We start from the raw sequence: 22,423 nt of genomic DNA, 5'->3' as shown, positions 1-22,423 counted from the left end.
GCGCAGACGATCGGCCGCGGCGAGCACGAGGAGGCCGACGATCAGCAGGCAGAGCGGTCCTTCGGCGACCGCGCGATGACGCCCGGCACGATCGCGGCAATGACGGCCGTGCCCCATCCGTGCCCTTCGGAACGGTGAACAGCGGTCGACACGGGTATCGACGGACCACCGAAAGGAGCCGCGAGAAGGGGCGTTTCCCCAGGTCAGCCACCTTATGATCGGCGCCGCGTCGGTGATTCCCAAGCTTATGGCGCGGGTTCGATTCCCGTCATCCGCTCTTGAACGAAGGCCCAGGTCAGCGACCTGGGCCTTCGTCGTTGTGCCAGACCTCCCGGGGCTTTGCATCCGGGGCGTATCGGGTGACGCTCGGGGGCGTATCGATCCCGGAAGGACGCATCGCGGCACGGTGGGCTGTCCGCTGTCCGTCGTATCGTTCCGATGGTGGCGTGGTCGCCCGCACGTCGGGAACGTGAACCTGGGCCACCCGCGCGTCGCCTTCCGAACAGGAGCCGTCCTCTTGTCCTCGCCCGACTCCCCCGCGTCCACCGCGCGTGTGCTCCTCGTCGAGGACGACGACCTGATGCGACGGGCGTTCGCCGTCGCCCTGGAGCGCTACGGCTACGACGTGCGGGCCGTCGCCGACGGCCTCGCCGGGCTCGAAGCCTTCCGTGAGCACGACTTCGACCTGCTGATCCTCGACGTGATGCTGCCCGGCCTCGACGGGATCGGGCTGTGCCGCCGGGTCCGGGAGACCAGCCTGGTGCCGGTCCTGATGATGTCCGCCCGCGGCGACGGGCTGGACGTGGTCGCAGGCCTTGAGGCCGGGGCGGACGACTACGTCGTCAAACCGGTGGAGACGTACGTCCTGGTGGCCCGGATGCGCTCGCTGCTGCGGCGTGCCACGTACGCGCCCGTACCCGCCGAGCGAGGGGCTCAGGCCGGGAGCCCGCCGACCGCTGGGGACGTGCTGGAGTTCGGGGACCTGCGGATCGACACCGCCGGCATGGAGGTCTTCCTCTCCGGCGAGCTGGTGGCGCTGACCCCGACGGAGCTCAAGCTCCTGCTGGAGTTCGCCGCCCACCCCGGCATCGTGCTGGAGCGGCACACGCTCCTGCGGAACGTGTGGGAGTACGGCTGGGACGGGGACAGCCGCGTCGTCGACCTGTGCGTGCAGCGGCTGCGCCGGAAGGTGGGCCGCGACCGGATCGAGACGGTCCGGGGCTTCGGATACAAGTTCCGGCGGTGACCGTGCGTCCCCTCCGCGGGCCGTGGGCGGACCGCACCCCACTGCGCCGGAAGATCGCCGCCCTCGCCGCGGTCACGGCCCTGCTCGTCGTGGCGGCGGTCGGCGTCCTAGTGCACCTGTGGACCGCCCAGGACATCCGCAGCCGGGGCGAGGCGCGGTCGATGAACAGCCTGTACGCGGCCATGGACGTCTACCGCCGCACCGGCGTCCTCACCGACGGCGCCGAGCTCGACCCCGCCGACCTGCCCGCCGCGCTGCGGGACCCGGCCGACGGCGCACGGCACCACGTGTACGACGGGCGCGTCGAGGGCAACGTCGGGCCGAGTGTCTGGGCGGCGCAGCGGACCGGCGGCCCCGGCAGCCCGGTCCTGGCCGTCCAGATCAACCTGGGCCCGGACCGGGCCAACCTGTCGCGTCTCGACGCGGCCATGGCGGTCGCCTCCGTGGTCGCGCTCGCGGGCGCCGTACCTCTGGCCGTCTACGGCGCGGGGCTGCTGTCCCGGAGACTGAGCCGGGTCGCCGAGACCGCTGCACGGATCTCCGCCGGGGACCTGGACGCCCGCACGGGGCCCACGAAGGGCCGTGACGAGGTCGCGGACATCGCCGCGACCGTCGACCGGATGGCCGACAGCCTCGCGCTGCGGCTGCGCACCGAGCGCCGGTTCACCGCGGACGTGGCCCACGAGCTGCGCACCCCCGTCGGAGGACTGCTCGTTGCTGTCGACCTCCTGCCGCCCGGCGAGACCGAGGACCTGCTGCGGGCGAGGGTGCGCGACCTGCGCGACCTCGTCGAGGACCTTCTTGAGATCTCCCGCCTGGACGCGGGCGCCGAGGAGGCGGTCCGCGTCCGGGTGCCGCTCGGCGCCGTGGTCGCCGAGGCCGTGTCCCGTACCGGCCTCGACGCGGAGATCACCGACGACGGCAGCGCGCGGACGGTGGAGACCGACCCGCGCCGCCTGGAACGGATCGTCGCCAACCTCGTCGTCAACGCCCACCGCCACGGAGCCGGCCCGGTCCGGGTCACCGTCGACGGACCGACGGTCGTCGTCCGTGACCACGGCCCCGGCTTCCCGGACGACCTGCTGCTCCACGGCCCGCGCCGCTTCCACACCGGCACCCGGGAACGCGGCTCGGGCCACGGCCTGGGGCTCACCATCGCCCTCGGTCAGGCCCGGGTCCTCGGCGCCGAACTGATGCTGGCCAACGCCCCGGACGGCGGGGCCGTCGCCACCCTGCGGCTGCCCGCGTGACGGAACGGCCGTGGCGGTCGGTACGTGGTGGAGCGGCCACTGATACACGGCGGCCCACGGGCCGATACGTTGCTCCGTCACCCTTCGAAGGACACCGCGTCCCGTACCGAATCCAGCTCGGGACCCGCTTCGAGGAGGCCACCGTGAACCCGTCCTTCCGCACCACCGCCCTGTCCCGCGGCGCCCTGGCCGCCGGCGCCCTCACCGCCGTCCTGTCCCTGCTGCTCGTCATCGGCGGGCTCACCGCGGACACCGCGGCGGGCGAGACGGGACAGCCCGCCGGAGTGCTCGGCGCGATCGGGCTGTTCCTCGGCGGGACGCTCCTGGCCGTCGGCGCGCTCGCCCGCAAGGTCGTCGCGCTGGGCGAGCGCCGGTAGTGGCGCGCCCCTTCAGGGCCTCCCCGCCGCCCGCGCCCCCGACGCGCGGACACCGCGGGGAGGCCCTTTCCCGTATCCGGCCCGCTACACGGTTGCCGCATGCCCGAGCGGACACCGATACACGGCGGCCCAGGCCCCGATACGTTCCCCGGACACCCTTCACGTGCGCTTTCCGTACGAGAAGAGGAGCCCTATGACCGCCGACCTCCTGCCGCCGCACCCGATGACCGGCATCGCGGCCGCCACCACCGACCTGTCGAAGGTCTACGGCAGCGGCGACACCCGCGTGGTCGCTCTGGACCGGGTCAGCATCGCCTTCCGGGAGGGCGAGTTCACCGCGATCATGGGCCCCTCGGGCTGCGGCAAGTCCACCCTGATGCACTGCGCCGCCGGACTCGACTCGCCCACCTCCGGGTCGGTACGCGTCGGCACCACCGAACTCGCCCGCCTCGACGACCGGCAGCTCACGCAACTGCGCCGGGACCGCGTCGGGTTCGTCTTCCAGGCGTTCAACCTGCTGCCGACGCTGACCGCCCTGGAGAACATCACCCTGCCGATGGACATCGCCGGCCGCCGCCCCGACCGCGCGTGGCTGGACCGGGTCGTCGCCATGGTGGGGCTCGCCGACCGGCTCGGCCACCGGCCCGCCGAGCTGTCCGGCGGCCAGCAGCAGCGCGTCGCCGTCGCCCGCGCCCTGGCCTCCCGCCCCGCGATCGTCTTCGGCGACGAGCCCACCGGAAACCTCGACTCGCACGCCGGGGCCGAAGTCCTCGGCTTCCTGCGGGACTCGGTGCGCGAGCTCGGCCAGACCGTGGTCATGGTCACCCACGACCCCGTCGCCGCCGGTTACGCCGACCGCGTCGTGTTCCTCTCCGACGGGCGCCTCGTCGAGGAGATGGCCCGGCCCACCCCGGACCGCGTCCTCGACCTGATGAAGAGCCTGGGATCCCGCTCCCACGACGGCTGAGCCGCGCCCGCGCCGCCCATCCCGTACCGCCCGGGGAAGCCCGACCTCCCCGGAATCCCTCGGAAAGCCCGGAAACCCCATGTTGAGAACAGCTCTGCGCAACCTCCTGGCCCACAAGGCCCGGCTGGCCATGACCGTCCTCGCCGTCTGCCTGGGCGTCGCGTTCGTCAGCGGCACCCTCGTCTTCGCGGACTCCACCGCCGCCGCCCACCGCGCCGCCGCGTCGAAGACCTTCGCCGGTATCGACGTCACGGTGACCGAGAGGGCTCCCGAACCCGGTGCGGACGGCGGATCGCGGGCCGGCGTGCTCGACGACGCGCTGGTCGCCCAGCTGGCCCGGGTGCCCGGTGTCGCCGCCGTACGGCCGTCGGCCGACGGCTCGGCGACCCTGAACGCGGCGGACGGCAGGCCGCTGAGGGCCGGCCGGGCCTGGTCGAACCTGGCCGGCACGTACATACCGGACCAGGACGGCAAGGACAGCCGCTATCCGCTGGCCGAGGGCCGCGCCCCCGCACACAGCGGCGAGATCGCCGTGGACGGCGGCACCGCCGCCGCGGGCGGCCTCCGGCTCGGCGACACGGTCACCCTGGCCACGGACGGTCCGGTCATGACCGCGCGGCTTGTCGGCATCGTCACCACGGACGACACCCGGGTCACCGCCGGCGGCACCCTCGTCCTCTTCGACAAGGCGACCGCACAGAAGCTGTTCGCCACTCCCGGTCACTACACAGGCATCGACCTGACCGCCACGCCCGGCACCACCGCGTACGAACTCGCGGACCGGGTCACGGCCGTGCTGCCCGCGGACCGTGCCGAGGCCACCACGGGCCAGGCCCAGGCGGCCCAGCAGGCCATCCTCGTCGACACCCTGACCCGCGGCTACGAGAAGGTGCCGATGGTCTTCGCCGGGGTCTCCCTCTTCATCGGCTCGTTCCTCATCGTCAACACCTTCACCATGCTCGTGAAGCGGCGCACCCGCGAGACCGCGCTGCTCCGGGCGATCGGCGCCTCGCGCCGTCAGGTGTCGCGCTCCGTCCTCCTGGAGGCCCTGGTGGTCGGCCTGGCCGCCTCGGTGGCCGGCTTCCTGCTCGGGCTCGGCATCGCGGCGGTGCTGCCCCACGTCCTCGGCGGTGACAGCGCCCTGCCCAGCGGCCCCCTGGTGATCGGCCCGCGCTCGGTCGTGGCGGCGCTCGGCGTGGGCGTCGGCGTCACCGTGCTCGCCGCGTGGCTGCCCTCCCGCCTGGCCGCCAGGACCTCGCCCATGGAGGCGCTGCGCACGGCCGAACGGCCGGCTGTGGCACAGCGGTTCCGGCTGCGGGGCACGGTGGGCCTCGTCCTCCTCACCCTCGGCGCCGGCTGGCTGATCTCGCTCAGCGGGGCGAAGGACGCCTCGGAGGAGAACCTGCGCGACGCCATGGCCGGCTGCGGCCTGTTCGCCGCCGGCCTGCTCGCGCTCGCGCCGCTGCTCGCCGCCCCGGTGATCCGGCTGACGGGCCGGCTGACCGGGCGCTTCGGCGTCACCGGCCGCCTCGCCCGGGAGAACGCCCTGCGCGACCCGCGCCGCACGGCGGCCACTGCCGCCACCCTGCTCATCAGCACCGGCCTCGTCACCGGCCTCGCCGCCATCGGACACTCCACCGGACAGGCACTCGACCGCCAGGCCGCGGCCGGGCTCGGCGCCGACCACGTCGTCAGCACGCGCTCCACCATGACGGGCATCGACCCAGCCGCCGTACGACGGCTGGCCGAGACCGCCGGCGTGCGCGCCGCGCACTCGATCACCGACTCCACCCTGTTCAGCGGCAGCGGCGTCCGGCAGGTCTCCGGCGTCGACCCCGCCACCGTCCGCGACACGATGAAGCTCGACTTCGTCTCCGGCTCCGCCGAGGACCTGGCACCGGGGCGGATCGCCGTCTCCACCACCTTCGCCCGGGAGAGCGGCGTGACCACCGGCGGCCGGTTGAACGTCCAGATGGGCCGCGCGGGGAAGCCCACCCCGTACGAGATCGTGGGCGTCTACCGGGACAACCCCATCGCCCGCGACGCGCTCGGCAGCCGCGGCGAGGTCGCGGCGCACAGTTTCCTGCCCGGCTCCGTCCAGCGCGTGCTCCTGCGCACCGACGGCCCGGCGACGGCGGCGCTGGAGAACCGGCTGCGCACCGCCGTCGGCAACAACCCCCTCCTCACGGTGCAGGACCGCGAACAGCTCGTCCGCGAGGCCGCGGGCACCATGGGCGACCTGCTGGACGTGATGTACGGCATGCTCGGCATCGGGGTCGTCATCAGCGCCCTCGGCATCGTGAACACGCTGGCCATGTCGGTCGCCGAACGCACCCGCGAGATCGGCGCCCTGCGCGCGCTCGGCATGGACCGCGCCGGCATCCGCCGCATGATCCGCCTGGAGGCCCTGACGGTCGCCGGTTTCGGAACCCTCCTGGGTCTGGCGGGCGGCCTGTTCGGCGCCTGGGCGGTCGGCTCCCTCGCCAACGGCGCCATCGACCAGTACACCCTGGCCCCGCCCTGGGGGACCCTGCTCCTGGTGTGCCTGCTCTCTCTCGCGGTCGGCGTCCTCGCGGCCGCCGTCCCGGCCCGCCGTGCAGCCGCCCTGAGCCCTCTGGAGGCGGCCGCCCACACCTGACGTCCGGCAACGGGTCCGCGGCGGCCGGTGCCAGGGGCGGACCGGATCGCGTCCCGCCCCGGCGTGTCCCAGCCGTGCCCTCCGGAGCGGTGAACTACGGTCACCAGCGGTGTCGAGCAGGCCGCCGCACACCCGCATCAGCGAGAGAAACACCAGCTCAGAGGCGGCTTGGTGGTCCGAGCGACGGTGATTCCCAAGCTCATAGCGCGGGTTCGATTCCCGTCATCCGCTCTTGAACGAAGCCCCAGGTCAGCGACCTGGGGCTTCGTCGTCGTGCAGACCTTCCAGGCCGTCCCCGCGGTCACCGGAGCGGGCGGTGGCGGGCGGAGTGGCGGGTGCGCAGGGCCATGTAGAGGAGGTCTGCCACGAGTACCGCGATGCCGATGAAGAGGAGGAAGAGGAGTCCGTCGGCGACGGCGCCGATGAGGCCCAGAACGATCGCGATGATGATCAAAGCGAGGAAGAGTGTCATGGGGGCCGCCTCCCCGGCGGTCGGGGGCTCAGCGTCGGGCGAGTTGCCGTTCGCCGCTCGCACCGGGTTCGTAGACGAGGCCGTAGTGGCGGAAGACGGCTTCCTCGTCCTCGAAGGGCAGGACGTCGTCCGGGCCGATGGAGGGGCTCTGTTTCACCAGTTTCCTGTCGTGGGCGACCCGCACGTACCCCGGCCCCACCGTCGCTCCCTCCAGGGGGACGAACACCAGGCGGTGCCGGGTGGGCAGGCCGACGCGGACCGTGGCCATGGCCGGCTCGTCGGTGCTGGTGTCGACGTAGACGGATTCCAGTTCGCCGATCTTGTGGCCACCGGGGTCCACCACGTCCTGGTTGCGCCACTCGCGGATGTCCGCTGTCTGGATCATGCCGCTCCTCCCTGCTCGGTCGTCGGTGCGGGAAGCGTGGCTACGAGGAGCTCGGTGGCCTGCGTGATGTTGTCGGCGTGGACCGCGCGGGCCATGGCCGTGCGGGCGGCACCGGGTTCCGTGTCCGGCGGCACCACCATCAGCGCGAAGTGGTCCTTGTCGCCACGGGTGATCAGGACGGTGTCGTCGCCGACGGGGAAGGAGTCGAGGTGGACGACCCGGTCGTCGATGACCAGCCGGGTCGGAATCCCGTCCCACGCGGTGGCGTCCAGGCCGACCCGGATGATGGGTCCGAGGTGCTCGGACAGGACGGACACCAGCGCGGGAACCTCCTGCTCCACCTCGCGCGTGCGCGGCCACCACGCCCCGTCGAGGACGCCCTGCCGGGAGTGCGTCGTCTCCAGCCGGAGCAGAGCCGTACCGGGGCGCACCGCCTGGTGGATCTCGTCCGGCAGGAGCAAGGGGGTCGGGATGTCGGAGTCGGCCATGATGGATCCGCTCGTCTACGGGTGAGCTGCCGCGGCCCGCCACGGCTGCGCCTGAGGGGGGACCAGCCGCTGGCGGGGCGACTGTGCCGTCATCTCACGGTAACGCCGGCTCCCGCGTGTCCGCCCGGCGCCGCACACTCATTCGTACGAACCGGAAGTCTCTCCCCGTATCGGGCCGAGAATGGGCTGATCAGACGTACGCTGGAAGTACCGGAAGTACTTCGAGCACCAGCTTCCACGCAGGTGTCATTTCCGGGGAACACGAAAAACCGGGCTGCCGACGGGCAGCCCGGGGGCAGGTCCGCCATGACCGCCACCCTCGACAGGACGGCGAACCGCGCCCTCACCCCAGGACTTCCGGCCCGCTTGTCGCTCACTCCGAAGACCACTCTTGCCGGTCGGCTCGACGGCGCCTGGTGGCCCCGTTCACGCGACCTGGCAGCCGAGCTGTCGGCGCTGGCCGACGCCCTCGAAGGACGCTGGGGCCGCATCACCCGCGTCCTGGTGAATCCCGGCCGCTGGCCCGTCGTCCCGCAAAGGTCGCCGTCACCGGCCGCGTGCTGCACGTGGGCTGGTTCACCGAGCAGGACCCGGACAAGATCATCCTGCTGTCCTACACGACCGGCCGCTGCGACCTGCTCGTGATTCCGCCCGAGACCGAACCCGCCTCCGCGGCCCGGCTGATGACCGCCGCCGCCCTCCCCGGAAGCATCCTCTCCGCAGGTGGGCTGATGTCCGACGAGGCCGCGACCGGCCGCCGTATGGGGGAGGCGCGGAGCAGCGAAGACGCCTGGGAGAACGACGGCGGGGCCGCCCCGGCGCGCCGGTCGCACCCAGCGGCGCACCCCGTCGTCGGCGCACGGATGATCCCGCTGCCGGGACACACCGGGAGGTGAGGACATGGAGATCGTGATCACGCTCCTGGCAGGCGCACTTCTGATCGTGCTCGGCACACGCCTGATCCACCGGCTGAACGCCCAGCACGACGCACGCATAGTGGCCCGCCACTTCAGCGACCCCTACCCCTCCCTCAGCCGTCCCCCCGGCCACAGCCATCCCAGGCCGCCCGAACGGATCGCCGATCGTCGGCCTACGGGCACCTGGCCCTGATCTGCCTGACCTCAGACCACTCCTCCGGCCGAAGGCCGCGGGTGGGGCACCCGACACCCGGGACAACCCACCCGCCGGCCTCTCGCTTTTGTCCCGAACGGAGCACGCCGTCTTGCACCCCACCGAGAACGAACCACTGCCCGAGAACGAACCACTGCCGCAGGCCGAACACGCCGAGATCCGTATCGTCTCCGCCACGCCCGAGGCCGCCCGCGCGGTCGCCGAAGTGATCCGCCGGTGCTTCGCCGGCGCGGAGCAGCGCAGCTACCCCGTGCCGGGCGGCGGCACACGGCTCCACCTCACGGTCGACACCGAGACCGCCGCCGGACCCGCCCGCACCTGGCTCGCCACCAGCAGACCGCCCACCGGCACCGGCCCCCACACCGAGGAGCCCTGACCGGCCACGAACGACACCGCACGACGACAGGACCACGCGGCCATGGCGACACTCCACGAGCGGCAGCGGTACCGCCGGCAGATCCTCCAGGCCCTCTACACGGCCGCCGAAGGCAACCGCCTGCTCGGCGTCACCGGAGCCGCGCTCAACCACGACCTGCGCGTCCCGGAGCAGGATCTCGCCGCCGCCTGCTCCTACCTCGCGGGCGAGGGGCTGGTCACCGTCGACTGGGAGCCGGGAAACACACCCGCGATGGTCTCGCTCACCCACCAGGGCATCCGCCCCATGGAAGCGGAGGAGGAGGGCGGCTGAACCGGTCCGCCTCCGGTCACCGGCAACCTGTGTCCCCGCACGGCGTCCCTGTGGCGTGACCTGCCGCCGAGGAGCATCCTGGAGGCCACATCTCTGGTGCGGGCCGCTCCGGTACCCGGTCGCCGCGCGGTCGCGACGCCCGCCCCGTACGGCAGGACCGGGCGAGGTCATCGCCGCTCGGTTGGAGGCAACGGGATGATCCTCGGACGGCTCGGGAAACCCGATCGCTCGGAGAGCTTCGGGGAGGGGCTCCTGGGAACGATCCTGGACCGGGCCCACGAGCTGCCGCCCCATCGCGTCGGGCTGGTCGTCGCCGAGACGATGGGCCGGCTGGGGGGCAGGAATCCGCAGATCCTGCTTCAGGACTACGGGCAACAGAGGCTGGTTCCCCTGCTCGCCGAAGGGCTGAGGGGCGGCGAGCCGCTGTCCATCGACGGTTCGGATGCCGGCAGGTGTTTCCTCACCTCGCGCCCGGTCGAGCTGGCGCTGGCCGACGGGGTACGCGTCCACCTACCGCTGCTGGACGGCGGTGACCAGGCCGGCGTCCTGGCCGTCACCCTGGACGCGGTCGACGACGACGACCGCCGCCTCCTGCGCAGGATCGCGGGGCTGGTCGCCGATCTGCTGCAGACCAAGAACAACCACACCGACCTCTTCTTCCGCGCCCGCCGCGGCGAGCCGATGAGCGTCGCCGCCGAGATCCAGTGGTCGCTCCTGCCGCCGCTGACCATGACCATGTCGCGCGTCGCCGTCGCCGGAGTCCTGGAGCCCGCCTACGACGTGGCCGGCGACAGCTTCGACTACGCCCTGAACGGCGACACCTTCCACCTCGCCGTGATCGACGCCATGGGCCACGGCCTGAACGCGGCCACCCTGGCCACCGTCGCCATCGGCGCCTACCGGCACGCCCGCCGCCTCAGCGTCGAGCTGTCCGAGATCTACCTCTTCATGGACCGGGCCGTGGCCGAGCAGTTCGCCCCCGACCACTTCGTCACGGCGCAGATGATGCGGCTGGACACGACCACCGGCCGTCTCCAGTGGGTCAACGCGGGACACCCCGCCCCCGTCCTGATCCGCAAGCACCGTGTCATGGGCCGCCTGGACAGCCCCACCACCCTCCCCGTCGGCTTCGGCGGAGCGCAACCGCAGGTCAGCGAGGTGAAGCTCGCGCCCGGGGACCGGATCCTCTGCTTCACCGACGGTCTGGTCGAGGAGCACGAGAGCGGGCAGGAGCAATTCGGCGAGGACCAGTTGATCGACTGGGTGAACCAGATGGAGAAGGCAGACCGAGGAGTCCGCGCGGTGGCTCGGGACCTGTCCCATACGCTCAAGCGAGCCCGCGGTGAAGCCACCTCGGACGACGCCACTCTCGTCCTGGTGGAGTGGCGTGGCTGATCTGCCGCCGTGCCACAACGTGCCAGTAGAGGCGGTCCACAGCGGACGACAAGGGAGTCGAGCAGGCGGCGAAGAAGCGGCGTCGGGCTAACGTTTGCGCGGGTCAGAAGCGCTTCGCGGGTCCAAGTGCCGGGTGATTCCCAAGCTCATGGCGCGGGTTCGATTCCCGTCATCCGCTCTTGAACGAAGGCCCTGGTCGCTGACCAGGGCCTTCGTCGTCGTCCGGACCCCTCCGGGCGGCACGCGCCGGGGTGGGCCGGGAGCGGTCAGAACTCCAGCACCTCGCGGTCGAGCGGATACCGCGCACGGTGGGGTCCGTCGTACGGCGAGGGCGTGATCGGGAGGACGCCGGTCGGCTGGGTGCCCAGGTTGTCGTCCCAGAGGCGGGGTTCGACCTGTCCGACGACGCGGAACTTCCGGAAGGTGAACGGGGGGCTGTCGGTCGGGAAGAACTCGGGCGTGGTCATCACCTGGAAGTGCAGGTGCGGCGTGGTCGAGTTGCCGCTGTTGCCGATCAGCCCGAGGACCCGGCCGGGTTCGACGTGGTCGCCCTCCCGGACCCTGAGCGAGCCGGGCTTCAGGTGGGCGTAGAGCAGGTAGCGGCCGGGCGCGACCTCCACGGTGACGTGGTTGCCGACGGTCTCCTCGATGGGCGGGACCGGCGGCGTGACGGGCGGCGTGTTGTCCGGGATCCCGTCCTGGACCTCCACCACCCTGCCACCGGCCGCCGCCACGACCGGCTGCCGGTAGCTCAGGTAGCTGGTGAGCCGCGCGGGGTCGCCCTCCCAGGTCTGTCCCCGATCGCCGACCTTGTACCAGTCGATCGCGAAGCGCTGCGGTACGTAGAAGCGGCCGTTGATCGGGCCGAGGCCGCGGCGGTGGTGGGTGTTGCCGCAGCACGACTCGCTGGAGTACCAGGTGCCGGGGCGGACCGGCGCGTCCAGGTTCAGCGGCGCGGTGCGGACGGTCCGGGTGATCTGGACCGTCTCCTCGAACGGGGAGGAGCCGGAGGCGGTGAGGACGGCTCCCGAGAGGTGGTGTTCGAGGGCCTTGGGCACCCACTGACCGCGGTCGAGAACCAGGTCGAGCCAGACGACCCACTGCTGGGAGCCCGGGATGACGGTCGGCGTCGGTCCGGGGGGCGCCGGCGTGTACCCGTCCGCACCCGGCAGGGGGTCGCCCACCGGGTTGGCGGCATCGGCCAGCGCCTGCCCGCTCAGCGAGCCCACCACCCGGTGCGTGCGGGCGTCCCGGACCTCGACGCGGTCCAGCCGCACCCGGGCGCTGCGGGGCAGTGCGTTCGTGGTGAGCAGTTCGTACGAGAGGTGCGTCTTGCCGTCCGTGGCGTCGAACGGCGCCGGTTTGGTCATCACGGCCGCCGTCAACGGCGTGAACTGGGGGCCGGGCACCGGCGTGGCCGGGCCGGTCCCGTACCCGGGGGCCGTCGAAGCCGTCAGCATGCCGACCGCGAGCACGGCGGCGGCGAGCCCGCGACGTAGCGGACCGCGGCCGGTGCGGTTGCGAGGGTGGCGCTCTGCCATGGTGCTCTTCCAGTCGTCGGTTCCGGGACCGCGAAGGACACCGGTACGCCCCGCACCGAGGCGCAGGCCCATGTAATCCGGCCGAAGGACGCTCCCGGCGGACGGCGCAGGAGTCGGGCTCCGAACTCCACCCGTCCAGCCGCACCGGGCCGCCGAGCGAGGGCCGGCACGTGCCCCATCCGTGCCCTCCAGGGCGGTGAACAGCGGTCACCACGGGGGTGAGCAGAGCCCCCCGGAAGGACCCGCGAAGAGGAATGTCCGCAGGTCAGAGGCCATATCGACGACCAAAGCAGCGGTGATTCCCAAGCTTATGGCGCGGGTTCGATTCCCGTCATCCGCTCGTGAACGAAGACCCAGGTCAGCGACCTGGGTCTTCGTCGTTGTCCACCTCTCGGGACCCGCGTGCCCTTCGCGTGCCCCCGATCTCACCGATCACGGCCGCACGGACGACCCTGCGACCGGCTTCCTCAGACCTCATGTGGCTGAAGCCGAGCGGTCAGGACCCGGCGCCCTTCCCTGCCGACGCCGCGATGCGCTATGCCTGCCTGACCGCCTAAGGAGGCTCTGGTGACCACGGCTCGGAACTCCCACGCATCGGGTACACCCGCGCAGATGACCAGCTTCGACGACATCTACGGCCGACCGGACCCACGTTCGTACTTCGCGACCCTGGCACCACTGGACTATCAGGCACCCCATCACGCCCAGCGTCTCTTCCGCCGCCTTCTGCCTTTCGCCGGCTTTCCCGAGGACCACGGTCGCCTGGTCGGCCAGGACGACGTGCCGCAGGCCACGGTGCTGGACATCTGCTGCTCGTACGGCATCAACGCGGCCTTGCTCAACCACCACGTGACGCTTCAGGAGCTGTACGACCACTACACCTCACCGCAGGTCACCCCGCTGACGACCGCCGAACTGATCAAGGAGGACCGCAGGTACTACGCGGCACGTCGCCGCGCCGACGCCGTGCCCGTCATCGGCCTCGACATCTCCGCGCCGGCCATCGCCTACGCCCGCGCGGTCGGCCTGCTCGACGACGGATTCGCCGAGAACCTGGAGACCGCCCCGCCCAGTCCGGCACTGCGCCGGGCCACCCGCGACACCCGCCTGATCACCGTGACCGGCGGGGCGACCTTCCTGTCCGCCCGCACCTTCCGGGCGCTCCTGGAGGGCAGGCAGGAGCCACCCTGGGTGGCCGCCCTCGTCCTGCGGACCGTTCCCTACAAGGACACCTCCGACGGCCTGGCCGAGTTCGGCCTGACCACGCAGAAGGACACGTCCCGCACGTACCCGCAGAGGCGCTTCACCGACGCCGACGAACAGCGCTACGCCATCGCCGCGGTGTCCACGGCCGGCGACGACCCCCGCGGCAAGGAGACCGACGGCCACTTCCACACGGCCCTGCACCTGTCACGTCCCCTCGCGCACGCAGCCGCTCATCCGCTGCACACCCTGCTGCAAGACGCATAAGCCTCCACCGCTCACTTCGGGGCGGCGGTGCAAGCACCCCCGGTGGTCGGGCGCGCCCCATGACCCGCACGTGACCTGGGACGGCTTCCCCCCGCCCGCGCCTCTGAGAAGGGCGTGCCACAACGTGCCAGTAGAGGCGCCAACCGTGCTCAACAGCGGACTCGCCAGCGAAACCCCAGGTCAGCGACCTGGGGCTGCTGTTTTTTCGTCGAGCCCCTTTCAGCCCTCGCGCTTCGGACTGAGCGGCCGCAGCTCACGGATACGCGCGGGCACATACTGGCGGCAATGACAAAGCCAGGTGCACCGAAGCGCTATTTGCCCACCAGTCCCTTCAAGGCCCCGGTCACGCCGCCTCCGAGGCAGTTCGCCATAGGCGACCAGGTCACACACGACGTGTACGGCCTCGGCCGGGTCATCGGCATCGAGGAGGGGATCGCGGCGGTCGTGGATTTCGGCTCGACGCAAGAGCGAATCCTGAGTCCGTACGCCAAGATGAGCAAGCTGTAGGGCTGCCTTGCCCGGTCACGGCACACCAGATCCGTTCACGGCCCCGCACCGAAGAGGAGCCCTCTCATCGACCTGACCTCGCCGTTCTCCGCTCCGGAAGGGGCGCCCCGCTGTGTCGCCGCAGCATCATCACCACCTCCCACCACACATCCCTTCCAGGCACCGGACTTCCGGGCATTCCGTACGAGGTACAGGGCAGCGGTCGCGAACGGGTCCCGGCGCTTCACCCGCTGAGCAGCGCGTGCCACTACGTGCCAGTCACGACGGTGAACAGCGGTCAGCAGAGGACACCCGGACCCCTCGGAATCGACTTCGAGAGGTACATCTCCGCAGGTCAGAACCCACATGAACCTCAAGTACCGGGTGATTCCCAAGCTTGTAGCGCGGGTTCGATTCCCTCATCCGCTCTTCTGCGAAGCCCCAGGTCAGCGACCTGGGGCTTCGTTGTTGTCCGAACCCGTTCGAGAGCCGCGCCGTCCCGCGGCGGCGTGTCAGCCCTGCGCGGTGTCGTCGTCCGTCTACCCGGCGGTCGAGGTTGCGGTGCGGGCCGTTGTTCTGCCGTTCGGCGCGGGACAGCCTCTCGCGCCGGCCGCCGCCCTGGCCCACGGAGTTGTTGATGTCCTTGCTGTCAACGAGGGGCGTCAGCGGGAGCTCGCCACACCTTCAGCCGTACATCAGCGCCTGGAAGAACATGACAGAGACGTCACCCGGTTCCGTCGGCCCCGCAGGCCAAGCTTTTCGCCGCCCTGGCGGCCGCCGGCCCTCGGCGAGCGGGCCGGTCCGGATGGGCGCTACCGGGCCGTCCGGAGGCGTTGTCATGGGCCCTTTGAAGCCGTCGCCGTGTCCCCTCCGTGGCTGCCTGGCAGGGAGACCGGGGTCCTGGGGGCGGGCTGCGGATCTGTCGCTTTCCAGCTGTTTCACGGCCCTGCGCCCCGATCGACATCGGTCATCCCCTAAGGTGGACAGCCGCGTGCGGGAACACGCATACGAAGACGCGGCGAGCGGGGGCTCAGGATGCGGAACGCCGACCTGGACGTCTCGGAGGATGGCCTCACCAGGCTGGCCGACGACCTCGACGCCATGCAGCGCCATCTGGAGCAGCAGACCCGCCGTATGGACGAGGTCGTCGACAGGATCGCCGCGGGCTGGCAGGGGCCCACCGCCACCGCGTACCGCTCCCTGCACCGCGGTGTCGCCGAGGACACCGTGCGCATCCGGCAGGTGATGGTCCTCCTCGAAGCGGCCATGCGCGCCTCGCGCGACGGCTTCACCGAGCGGGAGCTCGACACCCTGGCCCGGATCCGGCGGATGCAGGAAGGCGAGGACGTTTCCGCCGCGGCCCGAGCCCTCACCACGCCCGACCGGACCGCCGGAGCGGGCGTCGACCAGCCGCAGAGCCGCATTCTGGACGTCTGAACCACGGGGGAACAGCATCATGCCGGACGAAGACCGCATCACCGTCGACTTCGCCACCCTGCAGCGCCTTTCGGGAGACCTGGAGGACATCCTCCGCACCCTCAACGAGAAGCTGGACACTCTGTACGGGCGGGCCGCCAAGGTCGTCCTCAGCTGGGACGGCGAGGCCCGTGAGGCCTTCATCGACGAGCTGGACAAGTGGAGCCGCTCCGCCGGCGATCTGAAGGCCAGTCAGGCCTGGCTCCACGAGGTCGTGACCAAGGGGCACCTCAACTACGCCGCGGCCAACAGGTCCGTGCTCGAAGGCTGGGGAGGCGGCGCCTGATGGCCGGCCCGTCCGCTCCCGCCCAGTCACCGGGCGGCAACGGCACCATCGACGTCAAGCCGAGCGACCTCTGGTCGGTCTCCGGACGGGTCGCCGCGCAACAGGACTTCCTCGTGCGCGGGGCCAACAAGCTCCTGGAGGAGCTGCGCGAATACCCCGATGCCGGAGGCGCCGGCAGCGAGGCCCAGAAGTTCGCTCAGGCGTACAAGAAGATCGGCGACCGCTGGCTGGAGGTCTGGGGCAAGTCCGTGCTCAGCGTCGGCGGCGTCGCCGTCGGATTCACCGAGACGGCCAACGCCTACACCCAGGCGGACACGGCGGCCAATCCGAAGCCCGGGGTCACCCCCGAGCAGCGCCCCCGCCCCGCGGTCATCGACCAGGCCCCGAAGTTCGGCTCGATACCCGACATCAAGTGGGGCGACGACGACGGCGGCGACGACATCCTGCGCGGCGCGATGGAGCTCATCCCCGAGATCGTCCGGGACGTCCTCCAGCCGCTGTGCAAACACGTGTTCCGGGTCGGCAGGGTGGCGGACGTCCACCCCTTCCCGCAGCAGCACTACCTCAACTCACTGTGCCACAGCTGGATGAACGTCTCCATCTGCGCGTCGTTGGGGGCGGACCAGCTCACCCAGGCCGTCGGCGCCATCACCAACCACCAGCAGGCCGACTGGGAAGCCGCCATGCGGACCTTCTGCAGCGCCCTCTGGGGCGGGACGGCATGGGGAAAGCAGCGGCACGGCTACCAGTGGGGGCAGACCGCGAACTCCGGACCGGGCACGCCCCGTGTTCCCACGGGCAGCGAGCCCGTCCTGGCCGTATTGAAGGACACGGCCGACAACATCGCCACCATCCTGCGCGAGTACGCCGAAGCCGCCGTCGACCTGAACCGCGACGTCGCGGACGAACTCAAGCGCGCCATGCGGAAGGCCGCCAAGGAGATCATCGACGACCTGGAGAAGCCCAAGAACCCCAAGGACCTCCTCGGCAAGGTCACGTCGGTCATCGGCAAGGGGGCGGGCCTGCTCCTGTCGTTCGACGTCAAGACCGTGCTCAACATCGACACGGCCAAACTGAACCGGATCGTCAACACGTACACGGGCATCCTGGACGGGCTGACCACCCGCATGGAGGCGCTGAAGGGACCGCTGGACGAGGCGTACCTGAGCGCTCCCAAGTTCGAGGCCGGCGTCGCCCGTGCGCACGGCTTCGGCATGCGGGCCCTGGAGGAGTTCAAGGACTCGCAGGTCTGGCTGAAGGTCGACTCGAACGGCAACTACGACCTGAACCTCGGCGCCAATGAGTACATGGGGGACGGCCACACCCTGGACAAGCACGTCGGCAAGACGGACGAGCAGCTCGCCCAGCGCCTGCGTGACCAGCAGTCGAACGGTCCGACGCAAGCCTGGCCGCACGGCAAGCCGATGCCCAGCAGCTCCTCCGCCTTCCCCGACTACCAGCGGGCGGAGGAGCTGACCGAGTACAACCTCAACAAGAACAAGGCCGACATCCAGGCGTGGATCACGGGCCCGCCTCCGCCGTCCGACGGCGACGTCAAGTCGTTCTACGCGACAGCGCCCCCCGGCGAGACCAGCGGCCGCAGCGTGAGCAAGCAGCCGGTGGACCCGAACGACCCGCTGTCCGGGTACAAGCAGGGCGGTATCAATGCCAAGGCGTACGACGTGACCGGCATCGACACGCGGATCAGGTACGACAGCAGTCGCACCCCGCCGTTCACCGTCATGACGTCGATGCCCTCCAAGTCCTAGGGCGTGTCCCCCCGGGTCCCGCCCGCCGAGAAAGGCCAGCACCACATGCCCGTCGACCAGACGTCCTGGGAAGCCGCGGTACGCCACCTGTACGAGGACGCGTACCCGTACGACGCCACGGGCCCGCGTCACCACGAGAACTGGGTCCTCGACGTCCTCGCGCTGATGGCCCGGGCGGTCCCGGATCCGCGGGGCTGGGCCGGTCTCGACGACGCGGCACAGGCCCCGGAGCGCGAGGGGTCCCCCGCGTACCCCTTCGCCGTCCACCCCCCGGAGTACGTCGCGCAGCACCTCAAGGAGATCGGCCGGGACAGTGCCGAGAACCTGCTCCTGGCCCTCACGGACGACCGCTGCACCCTGTCCAACCTGAGGCGCTTCACAGAGAGCGAGGAGGAACTGCGGAAAATGGCGCGCACGATCCTCGCGCGTTACGGGGACGAGGCCACCTATCACACCAATGTCAGCAAGGGCGACACTCCCGGCGCACTCGACTTCACCGTGGAGGGCTTTGAGTACAGCCCGCTGAGCGTCCACTCGGAGGACTGCGGCCTGGTCGTCGTCTCCGACACCGAGGTGGGCGTGTTCTGGAACTTCTCCGACTACTGATCCGGCTGCCGCCGGCCCGTACAAGCGCAGCACCTGACCAGGTGCTTCGAGAGGAACCCCCGTGCTCACCCGTTCCGCTTCCTATCCCGACCGGGAGACCGCCCAATGGGCCACCCAGCAGGTGGTGACCGCCAACGAGCAGGCCGTCCACCGCTGGCTCGCCCAGGGCACCCGGGCCCGCCTCACCATCGAGGCCGCCTGGCCCTCCCGCGAGGAACCCGTGGGCCGGGTCCAGCTCGAAGGCGACCTGCTGGCCGGGCACGGACCCGTCGACGTCCGCGCGGCGCGCGTGGTGCTGCGCCGAGAGCCGTCGAGCCCGCACGGCTTCGTCGTCCACACGACCGTTCCGTTCTACCTGTAGGGGCCGCACACACATGTCCATGAAGCCCCTCGAACACGACCGCCGGTACGGCGAGCTGGACCAGGTGATGCGCGCGTACCTGGGGCAGTCGGCCGACGACACCCCGGAACGGCGCAGCCGAGCCCTTGATGCCTACCTCCGGCACACCTGGCACACCCGCCCCTCGGCCATCGCGGAGGCGGAGCGCCAGCTGCGCGAGTACAGCCGTAATCCCCCGGGCCCCATCCGGCGGGAGCTGGGCGAGTTCTACGCCATCCCGGACACCGGGATGCCCCAGTCGGAGATCGGTGGCTGGCTGACGGTACTGGCCGATCACCTGAAGACGAGCATCGAGGAGGGCGACGTTCCTGAGCCTGCGTCCCCGCAGACGCGCTGGGAGTGGCATGCGCGCTTTCCCGAGACCGCGCAACTGCTCGGCGGCTGGTTCTCGCAAGACATCGTCGACGAGTTCCCCGACCACGACGCCGCCGTCGCCGACTACGCCGCCACCACCCACCCCCAGCTGGTCGCACGCCTCGTGGGCGAGCTCCACGAGCTGCTCGCCCTCCCCCTGGACGAGGGCGACTACGCCCTGGCCGCCGCCGAACTCGGCATGGAGGTCGGCCCGCCCGAACCGTTCTCCTACGGCGCCTGGTTCCAGTCGGTGGCGACGACGCTGTCCGGCGTCTGACCCGACCCTGGACGCCGGCCCACAGCTCCTTCTGTGCGGAGTCGTGGCCACCCAGCAGGCCCTCGGCGGGTCGTGGCAGCAGTCCTCTCCCGTGCCCCGACCGTGCCCTCCAGGACGGACGACAGCGGTCTACACGGGTGCCCACGGCCTGCGGGATGAATGCCGCCAGAACGTGTTTCCGCTGGTCAGAAGCAGGGTGATCGAGCTGGGTGACGGTGATTCCCAAGCTTGTGGCGCGGGTTCGATTCCCGTCGGCCGCTCTTGAACGAAGGCCCTGGTCAGAGACCAGGGCCTTCGTCGTCGTCCGGGCCTCTTCACCCCTCTTCCCACGGAGAGGAGCGAGCTGGGCCAGGACCCCCGGTGCGGCGGCAGGGCCCGGACCGCGTATCGAGGTCCGGGCCCTGTTCCGAGCGGTGCCGCCCCGCGGCGGCTGTGCGTCAGCTCTGTGCGGTGTCGTCGTCCGTCTGCCCGGCGCCCTCAGCCGCGCGAGTCTTCTCGCGCATCTTGCGCAACAGCTCCGCCTTCCGGTCGGCGGCACCCTGGCGGTCGAGGTTGCGATGCGGACCGTTGTTCTGCCGTTCGGCGCGGGACAGCTTCTTGCGCTGGCCGCCGCCCTGGCCCACGGGGTTGTTGATGTTCTTGCTGTCGGTCACGGGTTCTCCCGGTGATGAGGTGAAGTGATCTGCTGAGTCACGGTGGGGGACGGGCGCGGCGACGAAGGACGTCAGCGGGGCCCGCCGCGCTCTCACCTGTGAATCGGGGCCTGGAAGAACATGACAAAGACGTTACCCGGTTCCGTCGGACCCGCTCGCCAGGCTTTTCGCCGCCCCGCCGTCGGCAGGCCCTCGGCGAGCGCCCGGGGTCGGCTTCCTTCCGGGAACCTGAGCACCGCCCGCCTCCGCCGGTGGTCGCCGCCCGCCCGGGGCGAGTCCAGATGAGCGTTGCCGAGCCGCCTGGGGGCGTTGTCAGCGGCCCTTTGGCGTCGTCGTCTCGACCTCTCTCGTCACGGCCGTCGCATCGTCCTCATCCCGAGGGATCAAGAGTCCGGCGAGGGTGTCGACCTCTGGAACCAGCGGGCCCGTCCCAAACGCCCTCATGCCTCGTCCGGGTGCAATCTTTCCCTCTTGCCGCGGATCAGTGCTGGTCAGATGGGGTGAAAGGGCCGCGTCGATCGTTTCCCGGTCCTGGGCGGGCGGCGTTGATGGGGTGTGAGCACTTCCACCACCGCCCCGATACTGCCCGCGACTCTCGCCGCCCCCGTCCCTCCCGTCGTGCACGACTCGGGCGCGGACACCGCGCCCGGCGTCATAGTCATCGACTCCTGCACCGCCCTCGGCGGCACCCTGGTCGTCCGCCTCGCCGGGGAGATCGACCACTACAGCGCCGCCCCGTTGTGGGCCCTGTTGGCCTCGGCCGCCGACGACGGCTACACCGGCCTCGTCCTGGACACCGCCCGGGTCACCTTCTGCGACTCCGGCCTCCTCGCCGTCCTCCGCTGGTGGCCCCGGCACGGACGCCGCCTCAGGCTCGCGAACCGCTCCCGGGCCGTTCAGCGCCTCCTGAACGCGTCCGCCGCAGCGGGACAGCAGCAGCCCCGGGCCGGATCACCGACGACGGCGGTCACGTCATGACGTTCATACTCCTGACCTGCGGCCCGATGCTCGCGGCGGTCCTCCTTGTGCACGGGGACCCCCGGGAAGCACGACGCCGCCGACCCGCTCCATCTCCCCGACCCACACCTCGCAGAACCCTGATCCACTGCCGCCTGGCGCTCCCGCTCCCGTGCTCCACGGCATAGACCACGGCACAGACACGGGAAGGTGGGGGGCCCGTGCCGGCCCTCGGGCCCCACCCCTGCACCGTCTCCCGGTCAGACCGGCCCGGCGGAGTCCTTCCCGCCGCGTCCGGGGCAGCCGTCGGCGACCATGCCCCAGGCGATCGGTCCGGCCACGAAGATCCCGCCGCAGGCGGCGAGGATGCGGCCGAAGTCGTCGTCGGACCGGGAGGCGGCCACCACTCCGTGGAGGCCGAGGGCGATGACGCCGGCGCGGAGGGCTGATCGCGGGAACCGGGTCGAGGTCACAGCAGTCGGTCGACCAGCCCGTCGATGTAGTCCGGGGTGAGCGGGCCCATGCCGAACAGGACGCGGATGTACATGGGGGCCAGAATGTGGTCCAGCACGTCGAGCGCGTCGGGTGCGTGCTCGCCGCGGTCGCGGGCGCGATCGAGCACGGACTGCAGTTGCCGGGTGCGTTCGGCGCGGAGGTCGGCGCCGGCCTGCAGGCCCTGCCGGCCGCTGCTCGACAGGGCGACCGCCAGGTGCAGCACCGCCGGACCGTCGGGTCCGGTGATCTCGCGGGCCACTTGGGCCGCGTACGTGCGCAGGTCGCCGGCCAGGCTCCCGGTGTCGGGCATCGGCGACCGCGCGTTGAGGCGGGTGAGCGCCACGTCGGTGAGCAGGGTTTCCAGGCTGCCCCACCGGCGGTAGATGCTGCTGTCGGCCACGCCCGCGCGGGCTGCCACCTCGCCGACGGTGAAGTTGCCGTAGCCGCGCTCACTGATCAGCTCGGTGACGGCCTGGTGCACCTGCGCGCCGACGCGGGCGCTGCGCCCGCCGGGTCGCCGGGCTCGCTGTCGCTCGTTCATGCCCTCACCTTAACGCAGCCAGCGCTTGCGTTTGCGAGACGGCTCTCCCTATAGTCGTCTAACGCAGTCGCCGAC

24 protein-coding genes and 3 pseudogenes are annotated in these 22,423 nt (G+C 71.4%); 19 read left to right on the top strand and 8 right to left on the bottom strand.

The genetic code is table 11. From position 1 onward, the window contains the following. Positions 1 to 580: 580 nt before the first annotated feature. The 5 genes from cseB to BLW86_RS19940 all read left to right on the top strand — a co-directional run bounded on the left by cseB (position 581) and on the right by BLW86_RS19940 (position 6,478). Positions 581 to 1,246: a two-component system response regulator CseB gene (cseB, locus tag BLW86_RS19960; RefSeq protein WP_371129673.1), complete on the top strand. Its 666-nt coding sequence runs from the start codon at positions 581 to 583 to the stop codon at positions 1,244 to 1,246. Further along, positions 1,243 to 2,496, top strand: a complete 1,254-nt coding sequence (locus BLW86_RS19955) for a sensor histidine kinase (RefSeq protein ID WP_256341363.1) — start codon at positions 1,243 to 1,245, stop codon at positions 2,494 to 2,496. The genes cseB and BLW86_RS19955 overlap by 4 nt, the downstream gene beginning before the upstream one ends. Positions 2,497 to 2,639: 143 nt before the next feature. Further along, on the top strand, positions 2,640 to 2,873 hold the full coding sequence (locus BLW86_RS19950) for a hypothetical protein (protein ID WP_093875292.1): 234 nt from the start codon (positions 2,640 to 2,642) through the stop codon (positions 2,871 to 2,873). A 193-nt stretch (positions 2,874 to 3,066) separates the two neighbouring features. Further along, the gene (locus BLW86_RS19945) at positions 3,067 to 3,840 is read left to right on the top strand and encodes an ABC transporter ATP-binding protein (protein ID WP_093875291.1); all 774 of its coding nucleotides are present in this window, start codon (positions 3,067 to 3,069) and stop codon (positions 3,838 to 3,840) included. Between the two features lie 79 nt (positions 3,841 to 3,919). Continuing rightward, positions 3,920 to 6,478 carry an ABC transporter permease gene (locus tag BLW86_RS19940; protein ID WP_093875290.1) on the top strand — a complete coding sequence of 853 codons (2,559 nt, stop codon included), beginning with the start codon at positions 3,920 to 3,922 and terminating at the stop codon, positions 6,476 to 6,478. 301 nt (positions 6,479 to 6,779) lie between these two features. On the opposite strand, the gene BLW86_RS42085 is transcribed toward BLW86_RS19940, so the two are convergent. Genes BLW86_RS42085 through BLW86_RS19930 form a run of 3 tightly spaced genes read right to left on the bottom strand, consistent with a single transcriptional unit; the run spans position 6,780 to position 7,823 of the window. Continuing rightward, complete coding sequence (locus tag BLW86_RS42085) at positions 6,780 to 6,950, bottom strand: hypothetical protein (protein ID WP_177181703.1); 171 nt, start codon at positions 6,948 to 6,950, stop codon at positions 6,780 to 6,782. A 28-nt stretch (positions 6,951 to 6,978) separates the two neighbouring features. After that, positions 6,979 to 7,335 carry a PRC-barrel domain-containing protein gene (locus tag BLW86_RS19935; protein ID WP_093875289.1) on the bottom strand — a complete coding sequence of 119 codons (357 nt, stop codon included), beginning with the start codon at positions 7,333 to 7,335 and terminating at the stop codon, positions 6,979 to 6,981. After that, positions 7,332 to 7,823: a DUF5994 family protein gene (locus tag BLW86_RS19930; RefSeq protein ID WP_093875288.1), complete on the bottom strand. Its 492-nt coding sequence runs from the start codon at positions 7,821 to 7,823 to the stop codon at positions 7,332 to 7,334. Before BLW86_RS19930 ends, BLW86_RS19935 begins: the two co-directional genes overlap by 4 nt. Positions 7,824 to 8,129: 306 nt before the next feature. On the opposite strand from BLW86_RS19930, the pseudogene BLW86_RS19925 reads away from it, so the two are divergent. The 5 genes and pseudogenes from BLW86_RS19925 (at position 8,130) to BLW86_RS19905 (ending at position 11,037) form a co-directional block, all read left to right on the top strand. Next, positions 8,130 to 8,719: pseudogene (locus tag BLW86_RS19925) on the top strand (DUF5994 family protein). 4 nt (positions 8,720 to 8,723) lie between these two features. Then, on the top strand, positions 8,724 to 8,933 hold the full coding sequence (locus tag BLW86_RS19920; RefSeq protein WP_093875287.1) for a hypothetical protein: 210 nt from the start codon (positions 8,724 to 8,726) through the stop codon (positions 8,931 to 8,933). Between the two features lie 112 nt (positions 8,934 to 9,045). Further along, positions 9,046 to 9,330 (top strand): hypothetical protein, encoded by a 285-nt coding sequence (locus tag BLW86_RS19915; protein ID WP_256341362.1) that lies wholly within the window; start codon positions 9,046 to 9,048, stop codon positions 9,328 to 9,330. Between the two features lie 42 nt (positions 9,331 to 9,372). Continuing rightward, positions 9,373 to 9,642 carry a hypothetical protein gene (locus tag BLW86_RS19910; RefSeq protein ID WP_093875286.1) on the top strand — a complete coding sequence of 90 codons (270 nt, stop codon included), beginning with the start codon at positions 9,373 to 9,375 and terminating at the stop codon, positions 9,640 to 9,642. A 195-nt stretch (positions 9,643 to 9,837) separates the two neighbouring features. Continuing rightward, a complete protein-coding gene (locus tag BLW86_RS19905) occupies positions 9,838 to 11,037 on the top strand; it encodes a PP2C family protein-serine/threonine phosphatase (RefSeq protein ID WP_093875285.1) in 1,200 nt (399 codons plus the stop codon). A gap of 266 nt (positions 11,038 to 11,303) precedes the next feature. Here the strand turns inward: BLW86_RS19905 and BLW86_RS19900 are convergent, their stop codons facing one another. Beyond that, positions 11,304 to 12,578 carry a M23 family metallopeptidase gene (locus tag BLW86_RS19900; RefSeq protein ID WP_256341361.1) on the bottom strand — a complete coding sequence of 425 codons (1,275 nt, stop codon included), beginning with the start codon at positions 12,576 to 12,578 and terminating at the stop codon, positions 11,304 to 11,306. Positions 12,579 to 13,190: 612 nt separating this feature from the next. Between BLW86_RS19900 and BLW86_RS19895 the strand changes: the two genes are divergently transcribed. Next, positions 13,191 to 14,048, top strand: a complete 858-nt coding sequence (locus tag BLW86_RS19895) for a hypothetical protein (RefSeq protein WP_177181702.1) — start codon at positions 13,191 to 13,193, stop codon at positions 14,046 to 14,048. 285 nt (positions 14,049 to 14,333) lie between these two features. Further along, positions 14,334 to 14,555 carry a hypothetical protein gene (locus BLW86_RS19890; protein ID WP_093875284.1) on the top strand — a complete coding sequence of 74 codons (222 nt, stop codon included), beginning with the start codon at positions 14,334 to 14,336 and terminating at the stop codon, positions 14,553 to 14,555. A gap of 521 nt (positions 14,556 to 15,076) precedes the next feature. Here BLW86_RS19890 and BLW86_RS44055 read toward each other — a convergent pair. Next, positions 15,077 to 15,200 (bottom strand): annotated as a pseudogene (locus tag BLW86_RS44055) (DUF6243 family protein); the annotation flags it as partial. Positions 15,201 to 15,569: 369 nt separating this feature from the next. Here BLW86_RS44055 and BLW86_RS19880 point away from each other — a divergent pair. The 6 genes from BLW86_RS19880 (at position 15,570) to BLW86_RS19855 (ending at position 19,702) form a co-directional block, all read left to right on the top strand. After that, positions 15,570 to 15,971: a WXG100 family type VII secretion target gene (locus tag BLW86_RS19880; RefSeq protein ID WP_093875282.1), complete on the top strand. Its 402-nt coding sequence runs from the start codon at positions 15,570 to 15,572 to the stop codon at positions 15,969 to 15,971. A gap of 19 nt (positions 15,972 to 15,990) precedes the next feature. Beyond that, on the top strand, positions 15,991 to 16,296 hold the full coding sequence (locus BLW86_RS19875) for a WXG100 family type VII secretion target (protein WP_093875281.1): 306 nt from the start codon (positions 15,991 to 15,993) through the stop codon (positions 16,294 to 16,296). Next, positions 16,296 to 18,065 carry an RNase A-like domain-containing protein gene (locus tag BLW86_RS19870; protein ID WP_093875280.1) on the top strand — a complete coding sequence of 590 codons (1,770 nt, stop codon included), beginning with the start codon at positions 16,296 to 16,298 and terminating at the stop codon, positions 18,063 to 18,065. The genes BLW86_RS19875 and BLW86_RS19870 overlap by 1 nt, the downstream gene beginning before the upstream one ends. A gap of 45 nt (positions 18,066 to 18,110) precedes the next feature. Beyond that, positions 18,111 to 18,671, top strand: coding sequence for a hypothetical protein (locus tag BLW86_RS19865; protein WP_093878755.1), 561 nt, complete (start codon positions 18,111 to 18,113; stop codon positions 18,669 to 18,671). A gap of 61 nt (positions 18,672 to 18,732) precedes the next feature. Further along, positions 18,733 to 19,032 carry an RNase A-like domain-containing protein gene (locus BLW86_RS19860; protein WP_093875279.1) on the top strand — a complete coding sequence of 100 codons (300 nt, stop codon included), beginning with the start codon at positions 18,733 to 18,735 and terminating at the stop codon, positions 19,030 to 19,032. A gap of 13 nt (positions 19,033 to 19,045) precedes the next feature. Continuing rightward, entirely contained in the window at positions 19,046 to 19,702 is a 657-nt protein-coding gene (locus BLW86_RS19855; protein WP_093875278.1) for a contact-dependent growth inhibition system immunity protein, read from the top strand. Positions 19,703 to 20,139: 437 nt separating this feature from the next. On the opposite strand, the gene BLW86_RS19850 is transcribed toward BLW86_RS19855, so the two are convergent. Beyond that, the gene (locus BLW86_RS19850; RefSeq protein ID WP_093875277.1) at positions 20,140 to 20,355 is read right to left on the bottom strand and encodes a DUF6243 family protein; all 216 of its coding nucleotides are present in this window, start codon (positions 20,353 to 20,355) and stop codon (positions 20,140 to 20,142) included. Between the two features lie 555 nt (positions 20,356 to 20,910). Here BLW86_RS19850 and BLW86_RS19845 point away from each other — a divergent pair. Further along, entirely contained in the window at positions 20,911 to 21,333 is a 423-nt protein-coding gene (locus tag BLW86_RS19845; RefSeq protein ID WP_093875276.1) for an STAS domain-containing protein, read from the top strand. A 281-nt stretch (positions 21,334 to 21,614) separates the two neighbouring features. On the opposite strand, the pseudogene BLW86_RS19840 reads toward BLW86_RS19845, so the two are convergent. Both BLW86_RS19840 and BLW86_RS19835 read right to left on the bottom strand, forming a co-directional pair. Beyond that, positions 21,615 to 21,749 (bottom strand): annotated as a pseudogene (locus BLW86_RS19840) (hypothetical protein); the annotation flags it as partial. Positions 21,750 to 21,781: 32 nt separating this feature from the next. Then, positions 21,782 to 22,348 (bottom strand): TetR/AcrR family transcriptional regulator, encoded by a 567-nt coding sequence (locus BLW86_RS19835; RefSeq protein WP_093875274.1) that lies wholly within the window; start codon positions 22,346 to 22,348, stop codon positions 21,782 to 21,784. Positions 22,349 to 22,423: the final 75 nt, after the last annotated feature.

The organism is Streptomyces sp. TLI_105, assembly GCF_900105415.1.
GTDB lineage: Bacteria > Actinomycetota > Actinomycetes > Streptomycetales > Streptomycetaceae > Streptomyces.
This window is presented reverse-complemented; position numbering and strand designations above follow the sequence as displayed.